This is a genomic window from Pseudomonas sp. PAMC 25886 (assembly GCF_000242655.1).
Taxonomy (GTDB): Bacteria; Pseudomonadota; Gammaproteobacteria; order Pseudomonadales; family Pseudomonadaceae; genus Aquipseudomonas.
Map to the genome: position 1 here is coordinate 148701 of NZ_AHHC01000058.1, position 25210 is coordinate 173910.

Sequence of the window (25210 nt, forward strand, 5' to 3'; positions counted from 1 at the left end):
GATTCTCCTCAGGCCGGGACGGTGGCGTGGTGGTCGCGACGGTGCGCCGCTTCACTGTGCTGGCTCTCGCCGTGCATCTCCGCCAGGCGAGTGATGAACTCGTCGACGAACACGCGCATGTCGGCGCTGACTTCCTTGTTGCGGGTAATCAGGCGGTTGTAGCCAAACAGCGCGGGGATCGCGACAAACAGGCCCATGGCCGTGGCCAGCAAGGCCGCCGCCATGCCCGGGGCGATGGCATTGATGTTCACGTCACCGGCCATTGCCGTGCCGAGGAACACCACCATGATCCCCAGCACCGTACCCAGCAGGCCGATGTACGGGCCGCCGGCGATGGCGTTGGACAGGGTTGAAAGCTTGGCGCCGAGCAACTGGTTTTCCCGGGTGCGCACACCGTCCATGGAGCAGCGAATGGCTTCGATGGTCGCCGCCGAAACCGACGAGGTGTCGGCGCCCTGGGCGCGACGGGTACGGATTTCCTTGACCGCCACCCGGTACAGGCGCCACAGCGAGGAATGGGTCAGGCGCTCGGCCAGCAATGCGTCGTCGTAGTACATCTCCAGGCGGGTGCCGATCTGCGCGAATTCCTCGCGGAAGATCTCGTTGGCCGCACTCACGCGACTGACCTGACGGTTCTTGCGGACCATGATGAACCACGACTGGAACATCATCCCCACCAGCACCAGGATGATCACCCAGGCATCCACCGGCACGGCCTTGAGCAGGAACCCCAGGCTGCCGAAACCGAAGCCCGACTGTTCTTCATCCACGCCGTAGGTCACCAGTTTCGACTCGGCGCCCTGGGCCGTGGCATCGGCCAGCAACAGGGCTGCCGGGCGCGCGACCTTGGACAGGCGCAGCTCGTCCATGGCACCGGCAAACGGCAGGTGCCCGCTGGTGGCTTCCGGCAAGTCCGCACCGATGGCCAGCTGGGAATTGAACGCCGGCATCGCTACCGCCAGGCTCGCCGTTTCGCGGCCATTGACGTAGAGCGAAACCTTGTCGCCCTCGGCGCTGAACGCCAGGTGCTGCCATTGGCCCGGGTTCAGCGGCTGGGTCGAGACCGCGCGCTGGCCGTCGATTTCGATAAACGGCATGCCCTGGTTCAAGCCCAGCAACAGGCTGTGGGCACCCTCGCGACGAGCCATCACTGCTTGCTCACCGTTGGCCTGGTCCAGGCGCAACCAGGCACTGAAGGTAAACGCACTGCCCGCGCTGTGTTGCAGCGACGGACTGGCCGGCAGCAGCAACGGCTGGCCGCTGAACTGCAACGCGCGGCCGATGACCCCGTCGATGCTCGCGCCGGTGGCATTCAGGGCGGTGTTTCCGTAGGCCGTGGTGTCCCGGGGCGGCGTGCCGTTGGCACCGTCAAAGTGGTAGAGCGCGGTGTAGTTCGGGTCAAAGGTCAACTGGCCGTTGGCGGTGGCCGGGGCCTTCTGATTGCCGTAGTACATCCACAGGTCCTGGCGCTGGCCGCCTTCGACCTTGGGCACATCGACCCAGATCAGCGCCATGCCCATCAGCGGGTCGAAGCTTTCGATCTGGTGGTTGAACACGGTCTTGTCGTCGGCGCTGACAAAACGCAGGTCGGCACCGTCGTCCTTGACCCCGTCAAAGGTGAAATTACCGGTGTGCAGGCGTACCAACAGCGCCGTGCGGCCCAGGGCCTGGCTGATGGCCGCGCCTTGGGAGGTGGTGTCCACGGTGATCTGTTTACGGTAGTGCCAGTCGTCCTGCCACCAGGCTTGGGCGGTGGCTGGGAGCACGAAGCCCAGGCAGATCAACAGGCTCAGAAATAGGCGTTGCATGTCAGGAATCTCCGAAAAAAAGGGTCAGAAAGTCGCCTGCACACTGAAGTGCAGTCGCGAGTCCTGTTTCTGGGTGTTTGGGCCATCGAGCAGCGGGTAGCCCCAATCCAGGCTGCCGGACAACCACTTGCTCAAACTGGCGCGGGTGCCCAGGCCGACACTGGCCAGGCTGTATTCGTCTTCCTGCTCGGGCAGCGGGTCATGCAGGCGCAGGCGCGCGCCTTCGGCAAACGCGTAGAAGCGCCACTCCTGCACATAACTGCCGAGGAACTTGGCGAGCGACGGCGTGCGCAGTTCCTGGGACAGCAGGTAGCCTTCGTCACCGGTGCGCTCGGCGGCGAGGTAACCGCGTACCGAGGTGGCACCGCCGGCGGAATATTGCTCGTTGGACACCAGCGGCCCCGAGGCCAACTGGAAGCCGGCCTTGGACGCCGATTGCCAGTCGTTGCCGAAGGTGTAGGTGTAATTCAGGTCGCCCTTGAGCACGGCGAAACTCGGGCTGGCCTTGTCGCGTTTGTACTGGAACTCTTCGGCGTCGCTGCCGTAGCCAAAAAACGCGCGGGTGCCGACGATCAGGTTCAAGCCCAGGCCCAGCTGCGACTGCTCGGTGTAGCGGTAGCCGTTGTAGCCGAACGTCAGCGGTGCGTACTTGAGCGGGATATCGTCCGTGCTGCTGCCAAACTTCATCTGCTCCTTGAAGTCCTTGAAGTCCACACCGACCGAGAACGAGTTGGCCCAGCTGCCGCTGGCCGGCAGGCTGTAGATCGCCGCCACGCCGTAGGAATGGCCCTTGCCCAACACGTTGCTGCCGCCGATGGTGGCGATGTTGCTGTCGGACTGGTAACCGGAGAACTGCAGGCTCCAGCGATCATTCAGCGGTGCGGTGTAGGAACCCGACCAGACCTTGGCATTGTCACTGTCCTGGGGCGCCGTAAAGTAGGTCAGGGAAATGCTGTGGCCCAACTGCCAGAGGTTGTCGTAACCCAGCGTGGCCACGCTGCGCAGCTCCTTGGTGTCGGCGCTGTAGTCGTTGTTCAGGCCGAGGCTGGCGTGCCACGGGTTCTGGTCTTCCACCTGCAGGTCGACGTCCATGGTGCCGGGGCGCTGGCCTTCGCGAACCAGCGGCGTGACCTGGCGCCCGACGCCGCGGTTGAGGCCGGCGAGCTGGGTTTGCACGCGGGTGAAGTCCGGTACGGCGCCCTCCTTCAGGCCCGGCACTTCTTCGCGGATTTCCACTGGCGAATAATGCTTGGCGCCGACCACACGGACGCGGCCGACCTTGGTCTCGCTGACTTGCAGGTAGACGATGCCGTCGTCGACCTTCTGCTCGGGCAGCTCCACGAACACCGATTGGTAGCCGCGTTCCTGGTAGATCTTCTGCAAGGCATCCCGGGCGCCTTCGATATCGGCCAGGGTCTTTTGCGGGCCGAGAAACGGGTACACCGCTTCTTCGATCGCCCGGGCATCGAGCACGGTATTGCCGCGCACAAAGTACTCGTTGACGTCCACCCGCCGTGCCGGAGCTTCGGGCTGGGCGCCCTGCTCTTCGGCCTGCACCGGTTGCGCCAATGCGCCCAGCGTCAGCCAGCACAGCGCCAGCGTTGATTTGAACAGATGCTCCACACCGCCCCCTGGTTTACTCAAGATGATTGCCGTCGCCGTTTGCCCGGCGTTTGGCCTGTTCAATTGCTGGATATCGAGGTGTTGCCGTGCCGTGCGAGCCAGGTGTGCAGCAGGGCGAAGTTCAGGGAGAACTCCGGCATGTGCAGCAAGGCGCCACAGAACACTTCACCGATGATTTTCTGGATCAGTTGCACCGCCTGCGGGTTGCCGAGGAAGGTGGCGATGTCGCGTTGAAGAAGGTTGATGCCCCAGACTTTCTGGTTCAGGTCGAGGCCGACGAACCAGCGGAACAGCAGGTTGTAGTTGAGCTGTTCGTGCAGTTGCTGTTCGTTGGGGACCGAGTACAGGAGTTGCAGCAGCAGGATCTGCAAGACGGTCTGGGGGGCGATCCGGGTGCCGGGTTCGGCCTGGAGCAGGTCGCGGTGGTGGTCGAGGATGTCGTCGATCTGCGGGCGCAGCAGGACCAGTGAATGGCCTGCGGGGATATAGCTGGAGACTTCCTTGAGTGCGCCTTGCCAGTCGTCCTGGGAGACGATCCATACCCACGGTGCGCCATAGCGGTAGACCGAGACCGGCTTTTTGCGCGCGGCTTCGACGATCTTTGACAGGCGCTGGTCGAGCTCCTGCATGCCGACTTTCGAGTAACGTTCCATAGTTCCCATTCGCCCCACTCCTGGCATCCTGCTTGCGGCTCTGGCATCGCCTGTTTTGGCGTTGTTGAGCGCGTTACATAGCCAAGACCGGGGTCGCTGGGGACTACCGAACTTTTGTCATAAAAGCTTCTTTTTTGGGCGGGGGTTGGGGGGCATATCCGTTATTTGGGTGATGGCTTCGATGGGTTCCGCTCTTACAGCGGGTCACTTTTGAAAGGAGCCCAAAAGTAACCAAAAGGCTCTTGCCCCACCACTCGGCACCTCGCTAAGGCTCGGTGTGCCCTCACTCCGGCTTTGGACCGTGGGCCGCCGCGATGGGCCATCCTTGGCCCAGCGCGGCTAACCCGGCGTCCTGCCGGGTTACCCACGCTCCAAAGCCTGCGTTCGGCCAGCGTGGTTTAACGGGGCGCCTAAGATCAAGATCAAAAGCAGATCAAGAGCACAGCGGCCTACAGGCCGGCTTGAGTGGTGAGCAGACAAAAGCCAAAGCGAAAACCAAATCTGAAACTGCTGCAGCTCTGCTTTTCTGTGGGAGCTGGCTTGCCTGCGATGCAGACACCTCGGTTTTTCAGGTACACCCAGTTGATGCCATCGCCGGCAAGCCAGCTCCTACAGCGGATCGTGCCCGCTTTAGATTTTGATTTGCTTCTACCACTCAAGCCGGCCTGTAGGCCGCTGTGCTTTGGCTTTTGATCTTGATCTGACTGCCCCATTCAGCCCGAGGCCGAACGCAGGTGGTGCGGAGCGGGTAAACCGGCAGGACGCCGGTTTAGCCGCGCTGGGCCAAGGATGGCCCATCGCGGCGGCCCGCGGAGCATCGCCGGAGTGAGGGAACACCGAGCCTAGGCGAGGTGCCGACAGGCGGAGCAGAGCCCTTTGCTTACTTTGGGGCTTTTCCAAAGTGAGTCGCTGTAAGAGCGAAACCCTAAGCAGCCGTTACCTAAATAACGGATATGCCCCCCAATCACAGCAACGACAAAGGCAACGGCAATTCATAAGACTTCTTAACCGTCCGCACCACCAACGTAGAAGAATAAGTACGAATCGGAATATCCCGGTAAATGTCTAAAAACCGATAGATATAATCCGTGTACTCCGTGGCATCCCGAAACTTCGCCACCATCACAAAATCAAACTCCCCGGTCAGCAGATAACAGTCCTGAATCTCCGGATGACTCGCCAGGATATGCTGCATCTTGCGGTCAATGTCATTGCTGTCCCTATCAAGCTTGATCAAAAAGAACGCCGTCACCTGAATCCCAAGCTTGCGCTCATCCAGCACCGCCACCTTCGCCTTGATAATCCCGACACTCTCCAGCCGCCTGATACGCCGGTAGCAGCTGGTCGAAGACAACCCCACACTGTCACTCAACAACTCCAGACTCTGGCTGCAATCCCTTTGCAACTTCCCCAGAATTTTCAAATCCATGGCATCTGTCATTTTTTCCATATCTTCCTTGAAAAAACTGCAATGAATCCACCGTAAAACCCCGCCAATTTGCACAAATCCTGCGCAGCGGCGCACTAACATCAATCCAGCTTAGCAGCCCAGCCAAATCAGGCATCGGGGCGGCATGAGAGGGATCTTATGATAGTCGCGAAACCGACATGGGCCACCGATATCCACGGCCTCTTCAGCGCCCCTTACTGGATACCGCCCGCACAACGCGCCGCCGTCGCCGCCTCCTGGGTGGGCTGCATGAACGCCTACTTCGTGTTCCTCGAAGACCCGGCGTCGGTCAAGACCTGGTCCGAAACCATCTACCAGCACCTGGCCTCGCGCAGCATGCCGCTGACCCTCGACCCGCAGCAGTTCTGGCCCATAGACGCCCTGGAAACCTTCAGGCTGTGGGTCAACCAGGGCTGGCGCCTGACCCCCAGCTCACCGTTCGATATCGCCGAGCGCATTCCCCCACCCGACCTGCCCCACCCGGTCAAACGCGTACGCCAGGACATTCGCGCCCTCAGCCCCGAACAACTGAACCTGTACCGCTCACGGCTGGATGACGTGATGCAGGTGGCCGACCCCGACAGCGGTTCGCCGTGGCAGCGCTACGCCTATATCCACACCAACTGGTGCCTGCATTACCAGGAAGCCTTTGCCCTGTGGCACCGGGCCTATCTGCTGTACCTGGAGGCGCTGATCGACTGCCCGATTCCCTATTGGGACTGGATGGCCGAAGACGCCAGTGTCGACGGCAGCCCCCAGGCCGGTTTGCCCCAGGCGTTTCTCGATGAAACCTACGTGCACCCGCACACCGGTGAAGTGCGGCCCAACCCGTTGCGTTACGCCGCCGCCAAGGACGGCACCTCGAAAGTGTGCGCCAGGGGTGCGGTCAACGGGGTGGATTGCCGCTTCGTGCAGCGCAACCCGCTGTTCTACACCCAGGGCGAACCGTTCCGGCATGAGCGCACGGAGCTGTATGCGATGAGCCGGATTTTCCAGCAACAAGTGGTGGATGCGCTGCAGTTCACCTCGTTCAGCCAACCCCAAGGCGTGCCGGGCTATCCATGGGCGAACATTCCGGTGTTTGACCCGCCGCAGAAAGACGACCTGTACCCCAACCGCGCGCTGAATTTCGACGGGCTCTACGAGCAGCCCCACGACAACTATCACGGCTGGATCGGCGGCGACATGGCCGACAATGCCTATACCGCGTTCGACCCGGTGTTCAGCTCGTATCACGCCAATATCGACCGAATGCTGGAAGTCTGGATCCGCGCCAACCCGGCGGCGCAGTACACCACCCAGTGCCTGCTCCAGCCGTTTGCCGGGAGCGACGCCAGCACCGTCACCTTCACCAGCGCCGATGCCTGGCGCTACACCACCCTGGGTGACATGGCCCAGGACAGTCGGCATATCGGCTACGACTACGGCACGCCCGTGGCCCCGCAGTTTGGCGCGACCAGGGCGGCGGCGAAGGCCTGCTGCCAACACCGTTCGGCGCCCGCCCCGGCGACGAACAACGCCGCTGGCCTTGGCCCGTGGGTGGTGTTCGACCACGTGCGCTGCACCCACGACACCTACCTGATCGACGTATTCCTCAACCAGCCCGACGCCACGCCACAGCAGGTGAGTGCCGACAATCCGCACTACGTCGGGCGCTTCAGTCGCATCGGCATGGGCCTGGTGGATGACAAGGGCCGCTGTATCACCCAGGGCGTGTCCCGGGCATTGAACGCCGCACGCAATGCCAGGGCGCTGAACCTTGGCCCCACTGACACCACGCAGTTGTCCGTGGTGGTGACCCATCTCGATAGTGCCCGGGTGTTGACGCCGCAAGAGTACGCGCCGCTGCCAGGCTTTATCGCCCAACTGGTGTGGGACGACCCGCGCCAGGCCATTGCCGGCCCTGCTCCCAGTGCCGGTTGCTGCTCTGCTTCCACTACCACAACACCTGGAGAACCGACATGAGCACACCCTTCAATCAATTCACCTCGCCCGCCGGGCAAGCCCCCAAGGACTACAACAAGCTGGGCCTGGAAAACCAGTTGCCGCAGTTTGAAACCGACTGGAACAACGACCTCACCGGCTGGACCCAGTCCGCGATCATCGGCAACCCGTGGTCGGGCCTCAATGACGCGCCGCGCTCGGGCTATTACAACCCGCTGGTGGAAGGCTACGGCCCCACCACGCCACCGGCGATCACCTGGGCGCCCTTCCCCAACCGGCTGTGGACGTTCTTCTACAACAATGGCACCGCGGTGATTCCGCAATTGGGCGGCAAGGCCATGACGTTGCAGCAGGTGATGGAGCTGACCGACAACGGCCAGATAACCCTCAACAACACCTTGTACACGCTCTACGATCCGAACAAGCAAGGCACCCTGCTGCAACTGCCCGTGACCCGCTGCCCGAGCATCGACTGGCAAGGCAAGTACAAGGATTTCTCGCCCTCGGGGCCCCGTGGCTGGCTGGACGAATATTGCGAGTGGTCGATCGTGCGCGACCCCGGTACCCAGAACATGCGCAAGATCACCTTTACCTGCGAAAACCCGGCGTATTTCCTCGCCATGTGGCGCATCGACCCGAACGCGGTGCTGGGCCTGTATCGCGACTACATCGACCCGCAGGTGCAACTCGAGGACCTGTACTTGCGATACACCGCCGACTGCCCGACCGGCAACAAAGGCGATCCGGTCATGGACCCCACCACCGGCCAACCGGCCTATGACACGGTCAACAAATGGAACGCCGGCACCGCCTGCGTGCCCGGCCAATATGGCGGGGCAATGCACCTGACCTCCGGCCCCAATACCCTGAGCGCCGAGGTGTACCTGGCGGCCGCAGCAACCATCCTGCGTCCACTGGCCAGCAGCCAGAATTCCCAGGCGTTGATCTGCTGCGCGCAATACGGGCAGAACTACCGCAACTCCGACCCGCATATCGGCTTTTCGGCCAACAGCGTGGCGGTGAATAACCGGCTGTCCCTGACCAACCCCATCGGCCTGTACCTGCAACAACCCACCGACTTCTCGGCGTGGAAAGGTCCTCAGGGCCAGGACGTCAGCCAGTACTGGAAAATCACCCGGGGCACCGCAAAATCTGCGGCCAACGGCTCCGACCAGATCCTGCAGGCGGTGTTCGAAGTGCCGGTCAGCGCCGGGTTCTCGATCAACGACATCACCATCAGCGGCCAGTCCATCGACTACGTGTGGGTGATTGCCCAGCAACTGCTGGTGGGGCTGAGCGTGACCACCACGCCCATCAGCCCGACACCGGAATCCTGCCCGTGCGTGACCGATCGGGTCACCGGTGTGCAACCCTGGCCGGTACAACTGCTGCCGCTGGATCTGTTCTACGGGCAGTCGCCCACCGACCTGCCCGCGTGGCTGGCACCCGGTACCAGCGGGCAGTTTGCCCTGGTGGTGCAAGGCGCCGACCTCAAGACCACCGCCGAGACGGCGCGGGTGCAGTTTTCCAATCCCGGCGTCACGGCGGTGGTCACGAAGTTCCTGCCCGACGCCTCGGCCATCCCCGGGCAAACCAACTCCGGCGGCACCCAGGGCTACCTGCTGACCATCACCGTGAGCCCCACCGCCGCACCGGGGCTGGTGACGGTGCGCGCGCTCAACCCGGGCGAAGCCGATAACCCCAGCGCGGCGCAGCACCCATGGGAATCCGGGTTGGCGCTGGTGCCTGGCGCCTGATCTGAACGTTCCACCTTCCTTGTGGTGAGGGCGCTTGCTCCTTCACCACAGGTTTACCTTCCTGCAAGGAGCGCGATGATGTCCAGGTTACGCTTGAGTGTTTTATCGCTGCTGACCAGTGTGGTGCTGAGCCTGTTTGCGGTGCAGTCGGCCTATGCGACGCCACAATCCGATGCCGACGCCTGCGTCCAGCAACAGTTGGTGTTCAACCCGGCCAGCGGTGGATTCCTGCCGGTCAATAACTTCAACGCCACCGGCCAGAGCTTTATGAACTGCTTCGGCTGGCAGTTGTTCATTGCCCTGAACTGGCCGGTGAATCCCGGTTGGCCAGCCACGCCCGCCCTGGCGGGTGAGCCGGACATGCACAGCAGCCTCGCCCAGTTCGGCGTGCCGCCCGCCTCCGGGCAGCCGATGACCGTGGCGCCGGTGTGGGCCAGTTACAAGGACGCCAACGATATCTTCCTGCCCGGCGCCCCCGTGCCCACCGGATGGGGCGTGCAAACCCTGGTACCGTCCAATTGCAGCACCCAGGGCAGCCTCAAGGCGATGGCGGTGGGGGCGCGCAAGTTCATGACCGCCACCTCGGAAAGCGCGATCAACGCGCGGCACGGGTTTCACCTGTCCAGCGGCACCCTGGCCTCGATTCCGGACCCGATCATGGAAGCCTCCGGCGGCTGGCTGACGGACCAGTCGAAGAACCTGGTGTTTTTTGAACGCAAGGTCGGCAAGGCCGAGTTTGACTACATCGTCAGCAAAGGGCTGTACGACGCCGCCAACCAGCTGACAGTGGCGCAGAACCTCGACAACCAGAACCCGGGCGGGCTGTCCCTGCCCATCGGTGAACCCATGCGCTCGCTGCCGCCAGACCCGGTGCCGCAGGAGCAACTCGGGGCCCTGGAGGTCAAGGCCGCGTGGCGGATCCTCACCGGTAAACCCGAGCTCTACGGGCGCTACCTGACCACCGTCGCCTGGCTCAAAAACCCGGCCACGTTGCAGTGCACCCAGCAAGTGGTGGGCCTGGTGGGCCTGCACATCATCAACAAGACCCAGGCTTCGCCCAACTTCATCTGGACCACCTTCGAGCAGGTGGACAACGTGCCGGAACCCGACCAGGTGCCGCCACAGCAGACACCGCCCGACAGCTTTGCCTTCAACAACCCGAACTGTGGCACCGGCCCCGAATGCACGCCGAACGTGGCGCGTATCCAGTGCAAACAGCATCATCCCGACCGCGACTGCACCGAGCCGTATCCACGTGACCAACCGGTGCAAACCACCCGGGAACATCCGCTGCCCACTGAGCTGCAGGCCCTGAACGGCGCGGTGCAGGCCAACTTCGCTCAGCAGAGCCAGGGCAAGTCGGTGTTCCAGTACTACAAACTGATCAACGTGCTCTGGACCCTCACGCCCAACCCGCCCACCCAGCCGGAGCCGGGCGTCAGCGCGCAGGTGCCGCTGTCCTACGGGCCGTTTATCAGCCAGGGCAATGTGCCCGTGGCCAACACCACCCTGGAGACCTACGTCCAGGGCGACAACTGCAACGCCTGTCACCAGTACGCGACCATCGCCGGCAGCTCGACCCTGGCCTCGGACTTTTCGTTCCTGTTCAACAGCGCCGACTCGGCCAGCAAGAAAAGCCTGGTCAAGCGGGTGAAGGCGTTCGAGACCCTCAAGGACCAGCCCTGAAGAAGCCGAAAAAAAGGGGCGATCAATGATCGCCCCAAATACAACGAGAGGTCCTTTTCCGAAACTACAAGCTGATCTGCTGGCGCTCCTCATCCGTCAACTGCGCCCGCGCCTGGTCACTCAACGGTCCGGCACCCAGCACCTGCACCGGGCTGTTGGGGTTGTAGCCGGAGGTCTTCTGCCCGTCCTCAGGCTTGTGCTGCACCGGCTCGCTGCCAAAGCTCAACACTTCCACCGTGACAATCGACGCCCGGCCTTGTTTGGCCGCCGCCTGCTGGCTGCGGGCGGCATCTTCCGCCGCCTGGGACGCCGCCGCACCGGCCGCGCTCACCGACGTCATGGCCCCGGTGTTCACCGCTGCCGACACCGGCACCCCGGACGATTTGCCCTGGGTCTGGATGTTCGCCGCGTTCACCACCCGCAACGCGGCGATGTTGATGTTGCCGGAGACGCGAATCCCCGCCTCGCCCGCATCGATGGTGCCCAGCGGCGCGATCAGGTCGATGTCGCCGGCCGGCACTTCAGGAATCGGGTTCAAGGTCGCGATGCCCGCACCGGTACTCGGCACCGCCGGCGACAGGCTCACGTTGCCCCAGTTGTCGTAGACACGCTTGGGCGGCGTGTACACCACGGTGGTCTTGGAACCGCGACCGGCGTTGATGTCGCCCACGGCCGACCAGCCCATGATCGAGCCGCCGAAGGTCGTCATGATGCGGCTTTGGCCCAGCAGGATGCTGCCCAGGGAGTAAAGCTGAATGTTGCCCGTGCCCTGGGTGATCACCCCCGCAGAAGCAGGGGGTGCCACGCCTTCGATGCCGAAGGTCTGGCTACCGCCGGGGGTGAGCATCTGGATCGAGCCGCCGAAGTTGGTGTGTACACCTGCCCCGCCAAACAGGCGGATATCGCCCTGGTAGGTGATGGTGTTGCCGGCTACGTCTTTCTCCGGGAACAGTGCCGCAATCGCCGCCCGGCCACGGGCATAACTGCCTTGCCGTACACCGCCGCTCTCGTTGTACTCGCGACCGCCCGCCTCCAGCTCGGCAAAGTACACCTCACGGGCAAACACCCGTTGCTGCTCGGCCGGCAATTGCATGAAGTAAGCCACGGCCTGCTCGCTGTCACCGGCAAAACCGAAGCGCTCGGTCAGCCACGCCACCAGTTCGTTTTCGTAGGTCTTGGCCACCTTGCCGCCCGAGGCCGACAACGGTTCACCCGCGGCCAGTTGGTTGGCCGGGTTGAGGTAAGCCGCCACAAAGCGCTGGTAATCCCCGCCGTTGGCACCGACACCGGCCTGCATGACGATGCTTGCGCCTGGACGCAAGTCGCCGGCAAGGATCGGCCCGAGACTCGTCACGCTGACCTTGTCGTCCATCACGATATTGCGTCCGGCAGTGATCTCCAGCGCGCCAGGCCCTGCGATGTTAAAGCTGCTGTAGATAATGTCGCGTCCGGCAGAAACGATGGAAATGTCGGTGGCGTTGTTGTGAACGAACAGGTTGCCCGTGGTGAGCACGCCCGGATAAATCTCGCCATTGTCATTGGGGTTGGCACCGCTGCTGACGATATCGCGCCCGGCCATCATCCATACCGGCCGGCTGCCTTCGTACCAGGTCTCTCCGTTATGAGGCAAATTGATGGTGTTGTAGCCGATGATCCGGCCGCTGCTGACGCCAACCAGATCCCCGGTCACGGCGTAGAAACGTGAAGGATCCGCCCTGTTGCTCAACGGCTCAGCGGCTGTGCCCGGGCCGAAAGCGAACAACGACATCCCCTGATTGCCGTAGGTGTTGTAGTTGCCCGTGCTAGACGTGTTGCCGTAGTTGCTCGCTCCCAGGCTGGCAACAATGGCCGGATTCCAGGGGGTCGCCATGCTGCTCGGCGCCGAACCGGACTGGGTGACGGTAAAACCACCGGCGTAAATCGAGTCCTGCGCCAGGAACTGCAGTTGCCCGTTTTTGCCAGGGGCCAGGAGCAGCGGGTAGGTGTAGCTGGGGAAATCACGAAATGTGGCGGCTTTGCCATAGTAAAGACTGCCGCTGGCCGCAGTCGCCCTGACGATCGATGGATAGACGACCGCCATATCCGTGTTAGCCGCAGCGAGGACAAAAGGCGTCAGGTTACCACCCTCGGCATACAGGTCGATGGCGGTGTTTGGGGTCCATAAGCTAAACCAACTGCTGGAGCCACCGTTCACGCCGTCACGGCTGAAGGCAGAACGATTGTACTGGCGCACACGCCCGGCATCTTCAACCGTCTGCACCACCAGGTCGCCCAAGGTCTGCAAGCTGAACGTAGAGTCGCCTGCCACCAGGGTCAGGCCACCTTGCGGCGCACTTCGGCTGGCCCGCAGCGGTTCCTGCGCACGGACCTCGCCAGGAACCTGGATCCCGACACCGTACTGCAAGTCGATGCGCCCGATGCTGGTGGCCTGCACTTGCACATTGCCGCGAGTATTCACCAGCACGCCGTTACGACTGTCGGGAACCTCCAGGGTGGCGACAGGGTTGAACGCACCGCTGACGCGCACCCGCATGTCGCCGCCACCGGTCAGTTGCAGGCTGCCGTCGCTGTTTACCCGGCCGGTGCTGCCGACTGCCAGTACCAGGCCCTGGGTACGTTTGTTGGTGAGATCCCCAACGAAATTCGGGATGTTCAACGTGCCCGCATCGCCGCCCACATTGACATCCAGATCACCGCCACCCAAGGTGCCGAAACCGGTGAAGCCAACCAGGTTGTCAGCGACGATATTGGTGTAGGTGCCAAAGTTGATCCACCACGCCGTGAGCTGGGCCTGCCCGCCGGTTGCGAAATTGCCACTGCCCTGTCGCCACAACCAGGTGCCGACTTCGGCCGTATTGCTGCCCCCGTCATAGGGGTCGGGGCGCGAAGGGACTGAGAGACCTCCGGCATCCAGGTGGCCTGTCAGGTTGCCACCGACGTTCAGCGTCAGGTTACCGCCCGCCTCCGGGTACCAGGCGCGGTACAGGCTCTGGCTGCCGCCATTGACGAACTGTTCGAAGTAGCTGTTGGGATCCTTGAGTACCGTGGTGCCGCCCGCCAGGGCGCGCGGCTGGTTGAAAGGGTCGCCCGCCTCAGTGGTGGTGGACGAGGTGCCGGCCGTGTACACCCCGTACGTCGAGTTCACAGTCAGGTTGCCCGCGCTCAACAATTGCAAGTCGCCGGTGCCGGTACGGACCACGCTGAACAGCGAATTTGACGGGGTTGGCGCGTACTCCTTGCCGCCCATGGCCACACAATACGCCGGTGTGCCCTGGCAGAATTCCGCCACGGTCTGGCCTACCATTTCGAGCATCCAGGCGTCATCCATCGCACTTCCGGCCTGAACAATAATCCCCTGCTCAGCCAGTTCATCGGCGGCCTGTTTGCTCCAGGCAAAGGCCGCTTTGGCGCCACAGTAATCCGGGAAACTGTTGCAGAAATCAGCAATCGAACCCAGGCCGAACTCATCCAGAATGGCTTGATCTACCGGGTCGCCCTCTTTGATCACCACCCCTGCGTCTCCCAGGTCGCTAACCGCATGGGCAGTCCAGACCAATACCCCTTTAGGCGGCAACTCTTTGGCGAACATGCCGTAGTGGCTGTCAGCCAGGCGCAGCGTGCCGCTGCTCGGGTCCGGCTTGAGCAGCCGACTGTCCGCAGCCTCGGTGTCAGCCCCGGCGACCAGACGCAATGACCAGGATTGGGAACCTTCGGCCAGCATCGGGGAAATGGCCCAGAGTTGCCCCTGCCGCCCGGCCACTTCAGGGCGCAACTCGACCGAATCCACCCCGCCCACCAGCTTGACATCGGTGCCGACCGGAATCAGCGCGCCACGCGCCAGGGCGATATTGCCATCCAGGGTGACGACATTCTTGCCCCCGTCCAAAGCCCCGTTCAAGCCAGGCAATGGCACGCCTTTGGGCCAGATCATGGCTCGCAGTTGGGTGGGCTGGTTCAGCAAGGTGCCGGCCTCCAGTTGCACCCCGGCTTGCAGGGTATACGGCTGGTTCAACAGCGTGCCGGCCGCCAACAACACAGTGCCCGACGCATCCAGTACCGCGGCCGCGAGCACAGTGCCTGCCGGCAAGGTCAGGTCCTGGGCCAGCGTTGCCCGGGCTGGCAGGCGGGTGCCGGCCACCACGGTCATGCCTTTGATCGGCAAATCGTAGTTCAGCACCGAGCCGCCGATGTAGGTAGTGCCATCGGCCAGGACCACGCCATTGCCCGGCACGATGATCTCGCCGCCGGTGAAGTCCCGGCCCGCCAATAACAGCCAGCCCTTGTCATTCATCGTTTCCGGTGGCGGCGAGAAGCCGTCGTTGAGGCTGCCATAGATGTTCAGGTCGCCGCCGGCCCGCAACGTCAGGCTGCCGGACTCGCCCGAACCATACACCGAGGTTTTCTGCGTGTTGGGGTTGAGGCTGGCGTAGCGGTAGCCGGAAAGGTCGACATCGCCCTGCACCACCAGGTCGCCGTCCGGGGTCTTGCTGATGATCTCCACGCCCGGGCGCAGGTGGAACGCGTCGGCGTAAGTGGCGTTGTTCAAACCGGCCAGTTTGTTGTTCAACAGAGTGGTGTTTTGCAACGCGGCGTTGATAAACGCCGTGCTCAGCACGTGCTTGCCATCCAGGTACGCCTGATCGATGACCTGGTACGGCTTGCCGCTGGCAGTCGGGTCGGTCATCAGCGGCGCATCGTCGTAAGTCGCCATGCCGTTGAGGGTGATCGCCCGTGCGCCTTGGATCGTCAGGTTGCCACGGGCATCAATGGCAATGTCATTGGTGTTGATGCGCGGTGCGTTCAACTCCAGGGTGCCGCGATTACGTCCGTCATTGCCTGCCGTGCCTGACGTGCCGTGACGCAGGTCGATCGTCGCGCCATCGCCCAGGGTCAGTTGTCCGGTGCCGGACCCCAGCACCACCATCGCCCGGTTCGGTGAGTCGATGATCTTGCCGTAGCTGTCGACCCGCACCTGGCTGCCGTGGGCATCCAGCACTGCACTGCCGTCGAGGGTCAGGCCTGTTTTGCCCGCCAGGTTGATGCTGCCGACGCGCTCACCGCTGGCATCCACCAAGCCGGTGACACGCAAGCTGCCGTTGTCCACCGAGACGTTGAGGGTGTTGGCCTTGAGGCCGTTGCCGATGGTCAGGTCGCCCTGCTTGAGCTGGAAGCTGCGCGCGCCGAACACTTCGCCCTGGTTCAGGCGCTGGTTGAGTTCAGCAAACTGCTGATCCAGCGAGCCACTGGCGCCCAGACGCTGGGCCTGGATTTCCACGATGCCGCCTGCATACGGCACATAGGTGCCACCCGCGTTGTAGTAACCGCTGCTGCGCCCCAGGATCTTGCCTTGCAGGTCGACTATCCCACCGGCCGCATTCACCGCCACGGCGCGCAATTTGCCGCCCTGGTTGTACTTGGCCGACAGGTCGATGGTCGAGCCCGCCGCCTGCCGGATATTGCCATTGCGGCTGTCGAGCAGCACATCGCCGCCTGCGCCATATTGGGTGATGTCGTTGAACACCACCGCACGACCGGCCACGTCGATCAACGCTTGATCGGTCAGCACCACATCGTCAGTGGCCTCCAGCGTGACCTTGCCGCTCGGCAAGACCACCGCGGTGGCCAGGCGAACGGTTTGACCTTTGAACGACAGTTCGCCGCCGTAGCCTGTGGCCGCACCACGGGTGTCGGCAGCCCCTGCGACATCAATCGTGCCGCCAGCGGTGATGCGGTTCAGCGAGCCGCCTTCACCGGTCATCAGCGGCGTCACGATGTTGAGGTTGCCGCCGCTGTAGGCAAAACCGGTGACCGGGTCATACGCGCCCTGGCGTTGATACACCGACAGGCTGCCTTTGTAGTTGGCCGTAATCCGCTCGCTGGCATTCAGGTTGACGTTGGCAAAGCCCAGTACCAAACGGTCAAAGACCGTGTTGGTGTTTGCCTGGGCAAAAGGCCCATAACCGAACTCGATACGCTCGGCGTTGATATCCAGGCGTCCGCTGCCATTACCGGCACCGTTCTTGATGACCGCGCCAGGCCCGCCTGTGGCGCCTTGCCAAATCAGGTTGGCGGTGTGAATGCTCGCCACATCATCGGCATTGCCCGAACCGTAGATCGCCGGCGTCGACAGCACCAGATTGCTCAGCAACGACTTGCCGGTCACCGAATCATAAGTATCAAGGGTGGTGGTGCCGTAGAAGTTGAACGCCTGGCCGGCCGACAGTTGCAGGGTTTCCAGCGCCGGAGCACCGGCCTGGGTGTCTCCGCGCATCAAGCGTTCGAGCACTTGCTGGTTAAGGGTCAGGCCTGATGGCAACACATTGCGCGCAGCGGCATCGGCCAGCCCCGCCGCGCTGCCGACGTTGATATTGCTCAGGGCCAGCGCCAGGTGGCGGGTTCCGTAGCGCACCTGGTCGTCCAGCTGCAGAGCGGTGTCGGTCGCCGCGATGATACTGCCCTCGGAATAGATCGAGGTCTGGCCCGAGCAATTGCCGCTCGGGCACACGCCGATCTTGATACCGCCCGAGGGGTTATTGGTCAGGTTTACGTAAGGCAGCACATTGAGCAGGCCGTTGGACACGGCCAGCATGCTTGGCACGCCCTTATAAACAAAGCCGTCACGCGCGTCATAGGCCGCCGCACCGCGCCCAAGAGTACTGATCGAAGCGCCCTGCTCGACCACGATATCGCCGGTGCCCGACACCATGATCACTTCCGGCGCCGACAGGCTTGCACCGCTGCGCAGGGTGATCCCGTAACCCACGGTGTTAGAGCCGTAGGGGAATTGGATGATATTACCGTTACGGCCATATTCCACTTGGGTCAAACCGCCGATGATCAGGCGCTTGGCGCCCAGATTATTAAGGCTTTGGGCGGTGAGGGTCAGGCCCTCGTAGGCTGGCAAGGGACTGTTGGCATCAACGATCTGGGTCTCTCGGCTCTCGGCAGTGCTACCGCCCAGGTTGATCACACCCACCGTGCCGCCGTAGCCGCCTTTCGCCGCTTCAAAGTTGCCAACGCCCTGGAACGAGAACGTCTCTTTGCCCCCGCCGCCGTTAAACGCCAGCTTGAGGGTTTTGGCGTCCACTTCCAGCATTGGCCGTGGTACACCGAGCCTGGCGGCATCGGCAATGGCGAACTGAGCGTAGCTGGTTTCGTTGTACTGGGAGTAGCGGCGCAAGGTGTCGGCCGAGGTCAGGATCACCTGGCTGTTCACGCTGTTGTGAATGCCGGTGTTGATAATCGACAGTTGCCCGGCCGTCGACCACGAACCGTTGCGCATCAGCGTGGTGGCGCCGTCGCTGCCCTGTGCCGCGAGACCGTTGATCTCAACCCGGAAGGCCCCCGGTTTCAACGCGTAGGTTGACGGCATCAAGGTGTAGGTGCCTGCCGGCAATCCCGGCACGCCGGCACCGATGGTGATCTGCTGGCCCAGCAGCGGGGTACTGGCGCCGGCTTCGCCAGCCACCGGCGCATAGCCTGATTGCACGCCCGGCACGATGGCATAGACCGGGTTGGTGCTCAGCCCCGGCAAGGTGAAACCGCCATTGGCCCCGAACTGCACCAGCGGGTTGAAACGCGCATCGGTGGAACCGCCGCGCCCGGAAATAAAGCCGGCACCCAACAATTCGCCGCCACCGGACAGGTCCAGCGTGGCGTCGGGCAATACGTCCACCGACTTGCCGCCCAAAATCACCCCGACCGACAGCTCTCCACCGTTGGTCGCTCCGATCCCGCCCTGCCCGGTGAAGACCACGGTCTTGCCGTTATAGCGATAAACCTGGCCATCCACAGTGCCGCCATACGGCAACACCAGGCCCTTGGCGCTGACCGAGGTCAGGCTGCCGGGCAGCAATTCGACCTGGGTACTGCCCAGGTTGCCGAGTTCGATCAACCCCAGCGGCGCACGCAATACGCCGCCCTGCTTGATGGTGGCGGCACCCAGTTGCAGGCGCCCGAACACCGAGTCCGGTGCAACGCCATTGTCATCGCCGACCTTCTCAATCGTCAGGGTGCGCGTCGGGTCGAAGATCATTTGATTGCCATTGACGCCGATACCGCCCACCAGCACTTGGGCCTTGATCTCGGAGCCCGGGTAGATGCGCGCGGCGCGCAGGGTCATGTCGCCCGCCGAACTCAAGAGGGTACTGAAGCCGCTGGGCGTATTGCCGCCGTCGCTCCCCGCCAGGAAGCGCAGGTCGCCACGGCTGTTGAGCCGGACCTGATCGAAGCCCTGATCGGCACCAAAGGCGAAGCGGTCGCGGATGTCCAGTAAGTCGCTGTCGACGGTCAAAACGCCCTGGCTGCGGAAAGTCGGCGAGGTATCGCGGATATACGCCCGGGTCCACGCTTCCATCCCGGGCTTGTCCGGCTCAAGCAAGCCGCTGAGCAGCACATGGGGAGCACTGAGATTAATCTGCGAAGTCGGGTTCGCGTTACGGGTCAGGCCAATACCGCCGGAATACAGCTGCAGGCTTTGCCCCATGTGTAGCGAGGCATCACCGTCAACGTTCAACGCCCCCCGCACCAGCACTGTCAGGTTGTCAAAACCACCGGCCTGAATCTGGTCAATTCCGAGTGCGCCGTGACCGTAAATCAACGCGTCTGCCGCCGCTTCTGCGTTGTCGGGCAAGGCGCTGGCCTGATGTTGACGGTTGATCACCAGTTCACGGACCGGCAGCACACGGTCCTTGACGTGCAGCTTCAAGTAATACGGCGACTCCAGTGCCAGCGCCAGACGCCCGCCGGCCGCTCCGGCGCCACCGGCATTGGCCACGAAACTGCCGTCCAGGTACAACCCGTTGTTGGAAGCAAAAGCAATGTTGCCGCCGTTGCTGGCCACCAGCGCGCGGCCCTGGCCCGGCAGATCGAGCAGCGCCTGGCTGCCGGACGCATCCAGGCGTGCACCTTCGCGCACCACCACAAACAGGTCGCTGGCCTTGGCTATGCCGGTGACCGGATCAACATCGCCACCGACGGTGATCTGGCCGCCATTACGCACCTGGCCATACACACTGCCACGATTGTCAACAGCGGTCACCGCCCGCGAGGCCACGTCAATCACCGCTGTTTCGCCGACCCAGATCGAGCGGCCATGGCCATTGCCTTCGACTTGTGTGGAGTCAGCGCTGCTCAAGCCCGCCAGGCTCACCGTGCCGCCCCAGGCATTGAGCGTGCCGTCGACGGTCAATTGGCCGATGCTGCGCAGGTTGATCCCCTGGCCGGGGTCGACGCTAATCACCGCGCCTTTGCCGACGGTCAGGGCGGTGGTCGCGGCCAGCGCGCCTGAAGCGATGGTGGTACCGGCGTTGAGGTTCAGGCTGGCGCCACGGCGTTGAGTCAGCACGCCTTTGACGGCGTCTTCCTGGTACAGCCCAGGTGTCCAGCGCTCCAGCGCCGTGGTCGGGTCGCTGCCGCTTGGGGTGGACAGAGCCTGTTCGCCCAAACGGTAGACCGGCATGGACACATCGACCCGGGTGCCGTCAGTGACCAGCAGCCCTTCGTTGCCGGTAATGTCGTAAGCCGAGAAGCCCTTGTTGAAGAAGTCCCCTGCCAGGTGCAGGGTGTCGTCGCCCGGCGAACCGGCGTTATCGCCAATCTGCACCTTGCGCGCCTGTACGGCCAGCGTGCCGCCGCCGCTGACACCGTAACCGCGAATCTCGCTGCCCAGCTCAAGCGCGTTCAAGGCCGCCAGGGTCGCGCTGCCGCCCTTGCCACCGATGACCTTGCCGTCCAGGCCAATGGTGGCCCCGGAGGACACGTCCACCACACTGCCTGGCGCCAGTTGCACATCGCCGGTGCTGCGCAGCGACACCTTGCCGCCATTCAGATACGCCGCGCCGGCGTTGTTGACGCCGTCCTGCGCCAGGTTGCTCCAGCGCCCGGATGCATCCAGCCTGGCCCCTTCGGTCACCTTGACCCAAGCCTGGGTACCTGCCGTTGGCAGCAGGTACACATCGCCGACAACCATGTTGCGATCTCTGTCCGGCTGGTTAAGCAGGTTGCCCGCATTGAGGCTGCCACCGTGGGCAGTCAGGTTGGCGTTGACCGCCACCCGAGGCGCAAACAGGGTGATGTCGCCACCGTCGGCCACTTTAAGCGCACCGTTGACGTTGATCTGTTGCGCGGCGGCGGCTTTGATCGCGCCCAGTTCGAAGCCGTTGAGTTGGTCACTGTCAAGCATCACCTTGCCCTGGCGGTCAGCGGGCAAGGCCGTGTCCAGGTCCAGGCCATCGGCGATCTTTTGCGCGCCGGGCTCGAACAGAATCTCGCCGGTCACCGGGTTCAGGTTGTAGCGCAAGGTGCCGGTACTTTTATTGAACACCGGTGTGTAGCTGCCGATGATCAGTTGCGCGCGTTGCGCGGCAGCCTTTTGCGACTGCTGATAGCCATCGATGTTGATCGTCGGGGTGCTGCTCTGGCGATCGCCCTGGAACACGTCGCTGATCAATTGGCCTTCAAGCACCGCGCTGGTGGTGCCGATCACCAGCTTGCCCGCGTCGCGGCCTACGGTGTAACCCGCCTCGTAGCGTTGCTGCGCGGCAATCAGCGGGTTGTAGTAATGGTCGGTGCGGCCCCAGCGGGCGCTGGCGTCTTCAAAGCCCTTGTAGAAACCCGAGTAGAGAATGTCCCCCGGTGCTTTGGACAGCTCATAGAGGCGACCGTCCGGGCCCTTGAGCCAGCTTTGCCGGATGTAGCCGTCCTGCACATCAATCGTGCCGCCCGACAGGTTGAACTGGGCGCCCTGCTCGGTCACCACTTCCTTGCCGGTAAACGTCAGCGTGCCGCCCTGGGCCATCCACTCGCTGACGGTATGCCCCTGGGTGCCGAGGTAACCGCCGACTTCCAGCAGGCCACCGGCGGTGTACCAGCGATCGGTGGCGTAGCCGTTGGTGCCCGCAGGCACAAACACCAAGTCACGCAGATCAACCCACACATCGTTGTTGATCAACTGGCCGCCGTCACGGTTGACCGGCGCATCGCGCTGTTCGTTACCCTGGACGTTGATCTTGATGTTGTTGGATTCCATCGACACCTTGACGCCAATCGCGCCGGACACATCGATCATCGCTCCGTCACGCACCAGGCTGCGCTGGCCCGCCGTCACCGCGACCTGGCCGCCGGTGGCCAGGGTGATCGAGCCGTCCTTGAACTCCACGGTGCCGCCGCTGACGATCTCCACCCGGGACTGATCGATACGGTCACTGACCGTGCTCAGGTTGTTGAAGCGCCCGGTGGCCATATTGACCGCGTCCGGGCGGCCATCGAGGTTGATCAGGCCGTTGTCGCGCTGGCTGTTAAGCGCCGTGTTGCCGGTGTTGTCGAGAAGGATTGCAGTGGTGCTGCCCTGCCCCAGGGTCACGCTGCCCGTGGTATCGGTGACCGAGTTGAGCAGGTGGACGGTGCCCCGGTTGTCCACCGAAGTGCTGGCCAGGGCCACGCCGTTTTGCTGCACCTGGTGCCCGGTCAGGGTGATATCGCCCGTAGCAGCCAATATCAGCCCATTGTTGCTCACCTTGCCCGCACCGCTGCCCGGCTTGAGGCTGGTGGCCACTTCGTTGCCGCGGGTGGTGGAGTTCTGGTTACCCGAGGTGCCCACGCCACGGCGAATATAAAAGCTGTCGCCAGCGGCCAGGGTGGTCTGGCCCTTGGCGGTGATGATCGTGCCGGCGTTCTCGACCTCGGAGCCCAACAGCAAGGCGTAGCCGCCGGAGTCGGTGGACAGCGTCGGGGTGTGGGTCTGGATCAGCGCGCCACGTTGCACCTCGACCTTGCCCGCGGCATCAGTAAAGGTCGGCTGGGAGCCGTTGATGTCGACGTAAATCCCGCGCTGGGTGAACTGCTCATCGGTGATGTTGGCGGCGGCGGCCACCAGGTTGCGCACGTTGACCTGGCTGGTGCCGCTGAAGACCACGCCGTTACGGTTCATGATCATCACCGTCCCGGCGCCGGTGATCTGGCCCTGAATCTCGCTGGGCCGTGCGTTGGGATCGTTGACCCGGTTGAGCAAGGCCCAGTTGGACTGCTGCTGGAAATCCACCGTGGTGTTGCGCCCGACGTTGAAGGTTTCCCAGTTGAGGATCGCCTTGTCGGCGGTCTGCTCGATGGTCACCGTGGTCTTGCCGCCGGCCTGGCTTTGGGTCGGCCCTTTGGCATTGACCCAGCCTTGGGTCAGGCTATTGTCGACCTGCAGGCCACCTTTGCCCAGGCCATCGGGAATCGTCGAGACCTGGCCAAGCGCAGCCTGCCGGCCGGCCGCCTGAGCCGCCTGCTGGGCGGCAATCGCCGCGACGCTGTTGTTCAACGTGCTGATGGACCGTGCCAGCTGCTGATTGACCTTTGCCTGTTGATTCAACGCCGGGATCCCCGGCACCTGCCCGGCGCCGAGACGTGCCGCCGTGGTGGCCTGGGAGGCGCCCTTGTCGGCAAACCAGCCGGAACTGAACGCCGCCGAAGCGGCATGGGCATTGCCCGCCACCATCAACAAGGCAATGGCCTGGGCCAGTGGCTTCAGGCGCAGGACTGTCTGGGCGCGCGGCGCCCGGGCATTCAGGTTAACCAGTGGTGTGCAGCGGACCATCAGGAATCTTCCTTATTTGTAATCGCCCGGGGGCAAGACACGCTCATGTATGAGGGTTAGGCGGTTGGCGAGGGACGGGACTGAACTTCTGTCATCGAAAGTTCATATGAGGCTGTTAACAAAAAAAATCAGCAACGGCACAGGCCGTTGCTGATTGGTGTTGCGGGGTCGTGGAACGCTTGGGTTACAGCGGACGACCAATACCGTTGCAGATGTTCGACTTGCCGATGCTCAGGTCGCTGCCAGCGCTGAGGAAGGTGTCGTTGATTGCGGTTTTCCAGGTGGTTGGCAGTGGCACGAAGCGGTTGTTGCGGATAGCCGTATCGTTGCTGCTGAACGCGTTGGTGTTGTAATGACGGGTGAAGAACGTGCGGACCTGGGAGGTCTGGTCAGCGTTGGCGTAGCACTGGCTGAACACCACGTTGGTGAAGCCCAGGATTGGGTAACCGGTGCTTGGGTAGGCGACGACGCTTGGGTCGCTAGCGCTGGTGGTAGCCGCAAACACTGGGACCCAGTTGTTGGGCAGGGTACGGTTGGCGATGGCAGGTACAGCCACCGCGCCGATGGCCGCCGACACGTTGCCTGGAGCAGGCGAAACACCGGCGACGGTTGCCACCTTGGTGGCGTCATCCAGACCGGCCAGGGTAGCGGCCGCGTAATCCGGGCTCATGTAAGTGATGCGGCCGTCAGCAGCGTTCAGCGTGCTCATTACGCCAGCGCTGGTGTCGGCGTAGAAACCACCGGCCGGGTTGGCTTGTTGCAATGGGTTAAGTGCGCCGGCCGGCAAGCCGCCGGAGAAGCTGCTGCCGAAGGCCTGAGTCACGGCGAAGGTGCCGCCTTCCAGGGCCGGGCTGCACTTGGCGTTCAGGAAGCGCGTGAACAGCTCGGTGGTGCCGCTGTTTTCTTTGCGATAGATCACGGTGATCGGGCCGGTACGGCCGGAGTCCGGGATCAGGTTCCAGGTAGTCAGACGACCCGAGAATACACCGCACAGATCGTTGACACTGAGGTTGACGGTTTTACCCGCCACACCGGCCTTGTTGAACGGAATGGCAACCGAAGTGGCCACCGAAGGCACTTGGATCAGCGGGCCCCAGGCAGAACCATGGGCAGACACGTAGTTGCTCAGCTCGGTAGAAGACAGCTTGGAATCGCTGCCTGCCCAGTGCACGTTCTTGCCGGTGACGGTGGCGTCCAGCTTGCTGTAGTCGTTGTTCAGGAAAGCAGCCTTGCCGTTGCCGCTGCCCACGCCGATGTACGGGGCGAAACCGGCAGTCAATACGCCGGCAGTCTGGTACAGCGGTTGTGGCAGGGTGGCGCCGCCGCCGTTGACGTCAGCCATTGCAGCCTGGGCCGAGCACAGTGCAGCGAGGGTCATGGATACCGCGAGAACGTTGCGCTTAAACATGAAGAAGCTCCTTTCGTCGTGTTTGTACGTTGGGGTAGATGACGCTATGGCTTCGGTCCCAGGCTGTGTTCCGGGGGTCACCGGGGGTGAGGCCATGGGTATGAAATCTCGCAGCATCCGATGACAGTCAAAGGAAAAAACCTCGGGAGGAACGGCTTGATTTTTAAAAAGATTCTCGGGTGTTTTGGTCACACTTTTGAACGGTTTGGGGGTGAGGTGACAGCGAGGTTTCAGCCCGGGTTTCGAGCACCGGGCTGGAGGCGTCAGGGGCCGTGGCGAGAAGGGTTGAAGATGACAGAAC

The 25210-nt window shown here is 63.1% G+C and carries 9 protein-coding genes; 3 read left to right on the top strand and 6 right to left on the bottom strand.

All coding sequences use genetic code 11. The features are described 5' to 3' along the window. Window positions 1-8: 8 nt before the first annotated feature. The 4 genes from MUM_RS0120320 to MUM_RS0120335 all read right to left on the bottom strand — a co-directional run bounded on the left by MUM_RS0120320 (window position 9) and on the right by MUM_RS0120335 (window position 5513). Window positions 9-1808 carry a DUF2341 domain-containing protein gene (locus tag MUM_RS0120320; protein WP_010173418.1) on the bottom strand — a complete coding sequence of 600 codons (1800 nt, stop codon included), beginning with the start codon at window positions 1806-1808 and terminating at the stop codon, window positions 9-11. Between the two features lie 24 nt (window positions 1809-1832). Further along, window positions 1833-3431, bottom strand: a complete 1599-nt coding sequence (locus tag MUM_RS0120325) for a ShlB/FhaC/HecB family hemolysin secretion/activation protein (protein WP_010173420.1) — start codon at window positions 3429-3431, stop codon at window positions 1833-1835. Window positions 3432-3490: 59 nt separating this feature from the next. Next, window positions 3491-4084, bottom strand: coding sequence for a transposase (locus MUM_RS0120330; RefSeq protein WP_010173422.1), 594 nt, complete (start codon window positions 4082-4084; stop codon window positions 3491-3493). A 964-nt stretch (window positions 4085-5048) separates the two neighbouring features. Beyond that, window positions 5049-5513: an Lrp/AsnC family transcriptional regulator gene (locus MUM_RS0120335; RefSeq protein ID WP_032882017.1), complete on the bottom strand. Its 465-nt coding sequence runs from the start codon at window positions 5511-5513 to the stop codon at window positions 5049-5051. 159 nt (window positions 5514-5672) lie between these two features. On the opposite strand from MUM_RS0120335, the gene MUM_RS0120340 reads away from it, so the two are divergent. From MUM_RS0120340 to MUM_RS0120350, 3 genes are all read left to right on the top strand, one after another. Continuing rightward, window positions 5673-7499, top strand: coding sequence for a tyrosinase family protein (locus MUM_RS0120340; RefSeq protein ID WP_010173426.1), 1827 nt, complete (start codon window positions 5673-5675; stop codon window positions 7497-7499). Beyond that, window positions 7496-9235, top strand: coding sequence for a hypothetical protein (locus MUM_RS0120345; protein WP_010173428.1), 1740 nt, complete (start codon window positions 7496-7498; stop codon window positions 9233-9235). The genes MUM_RS0120340 and MUM_RS0120345 overlap by 4 nt, the downstream gene beginning before the upstream one ends. Before the next feature lie 78 nt (window positions 9236-9313). Continuing rightward, the gene (locus MUM_RS0120350) at window positions 9314-10921 is read left to right on the top strand and encodes a hypothetical protein (protein WP_010173430.1); all 1608 of its coding nucleotides are present in this window, start codon (window positions 9314-9316) and stop codon (window positions 10919-10921) included. 64 nt (window positions 10922-10985) lie between these two features. Here the strand turns inward: MUM_RS0120350 and MUM_RS0120355 are convergent, their stop codons facing one another. Beyond that, the gene (locus MUM_RS0120355; protein ID WP_010173432.1) at window positions 10986-23501 is read right to left on the bottom strand and encodes a filamentous haemagglutinin family protein; all 12516 of its coding nucleotides are present in this window, start codon (window positions 23499-23501) and stop codon (window positions 10986-10988) included. 184 nt (window positions 23502-23685) lie between these two features. After that, window positions 23686-24909, bottom strand: a complete 1224-nt coding sequence (locus MUM_RS0120360) for a substrate-binding domain-containing protein (RefSeq protein ID WP_010173434.1) — start codon at window positions 24907-24909, stop codon at window positions 23686-23688. Between the last annotated feature and the right edge of the window lie 301 nt (window positions 24910-25210).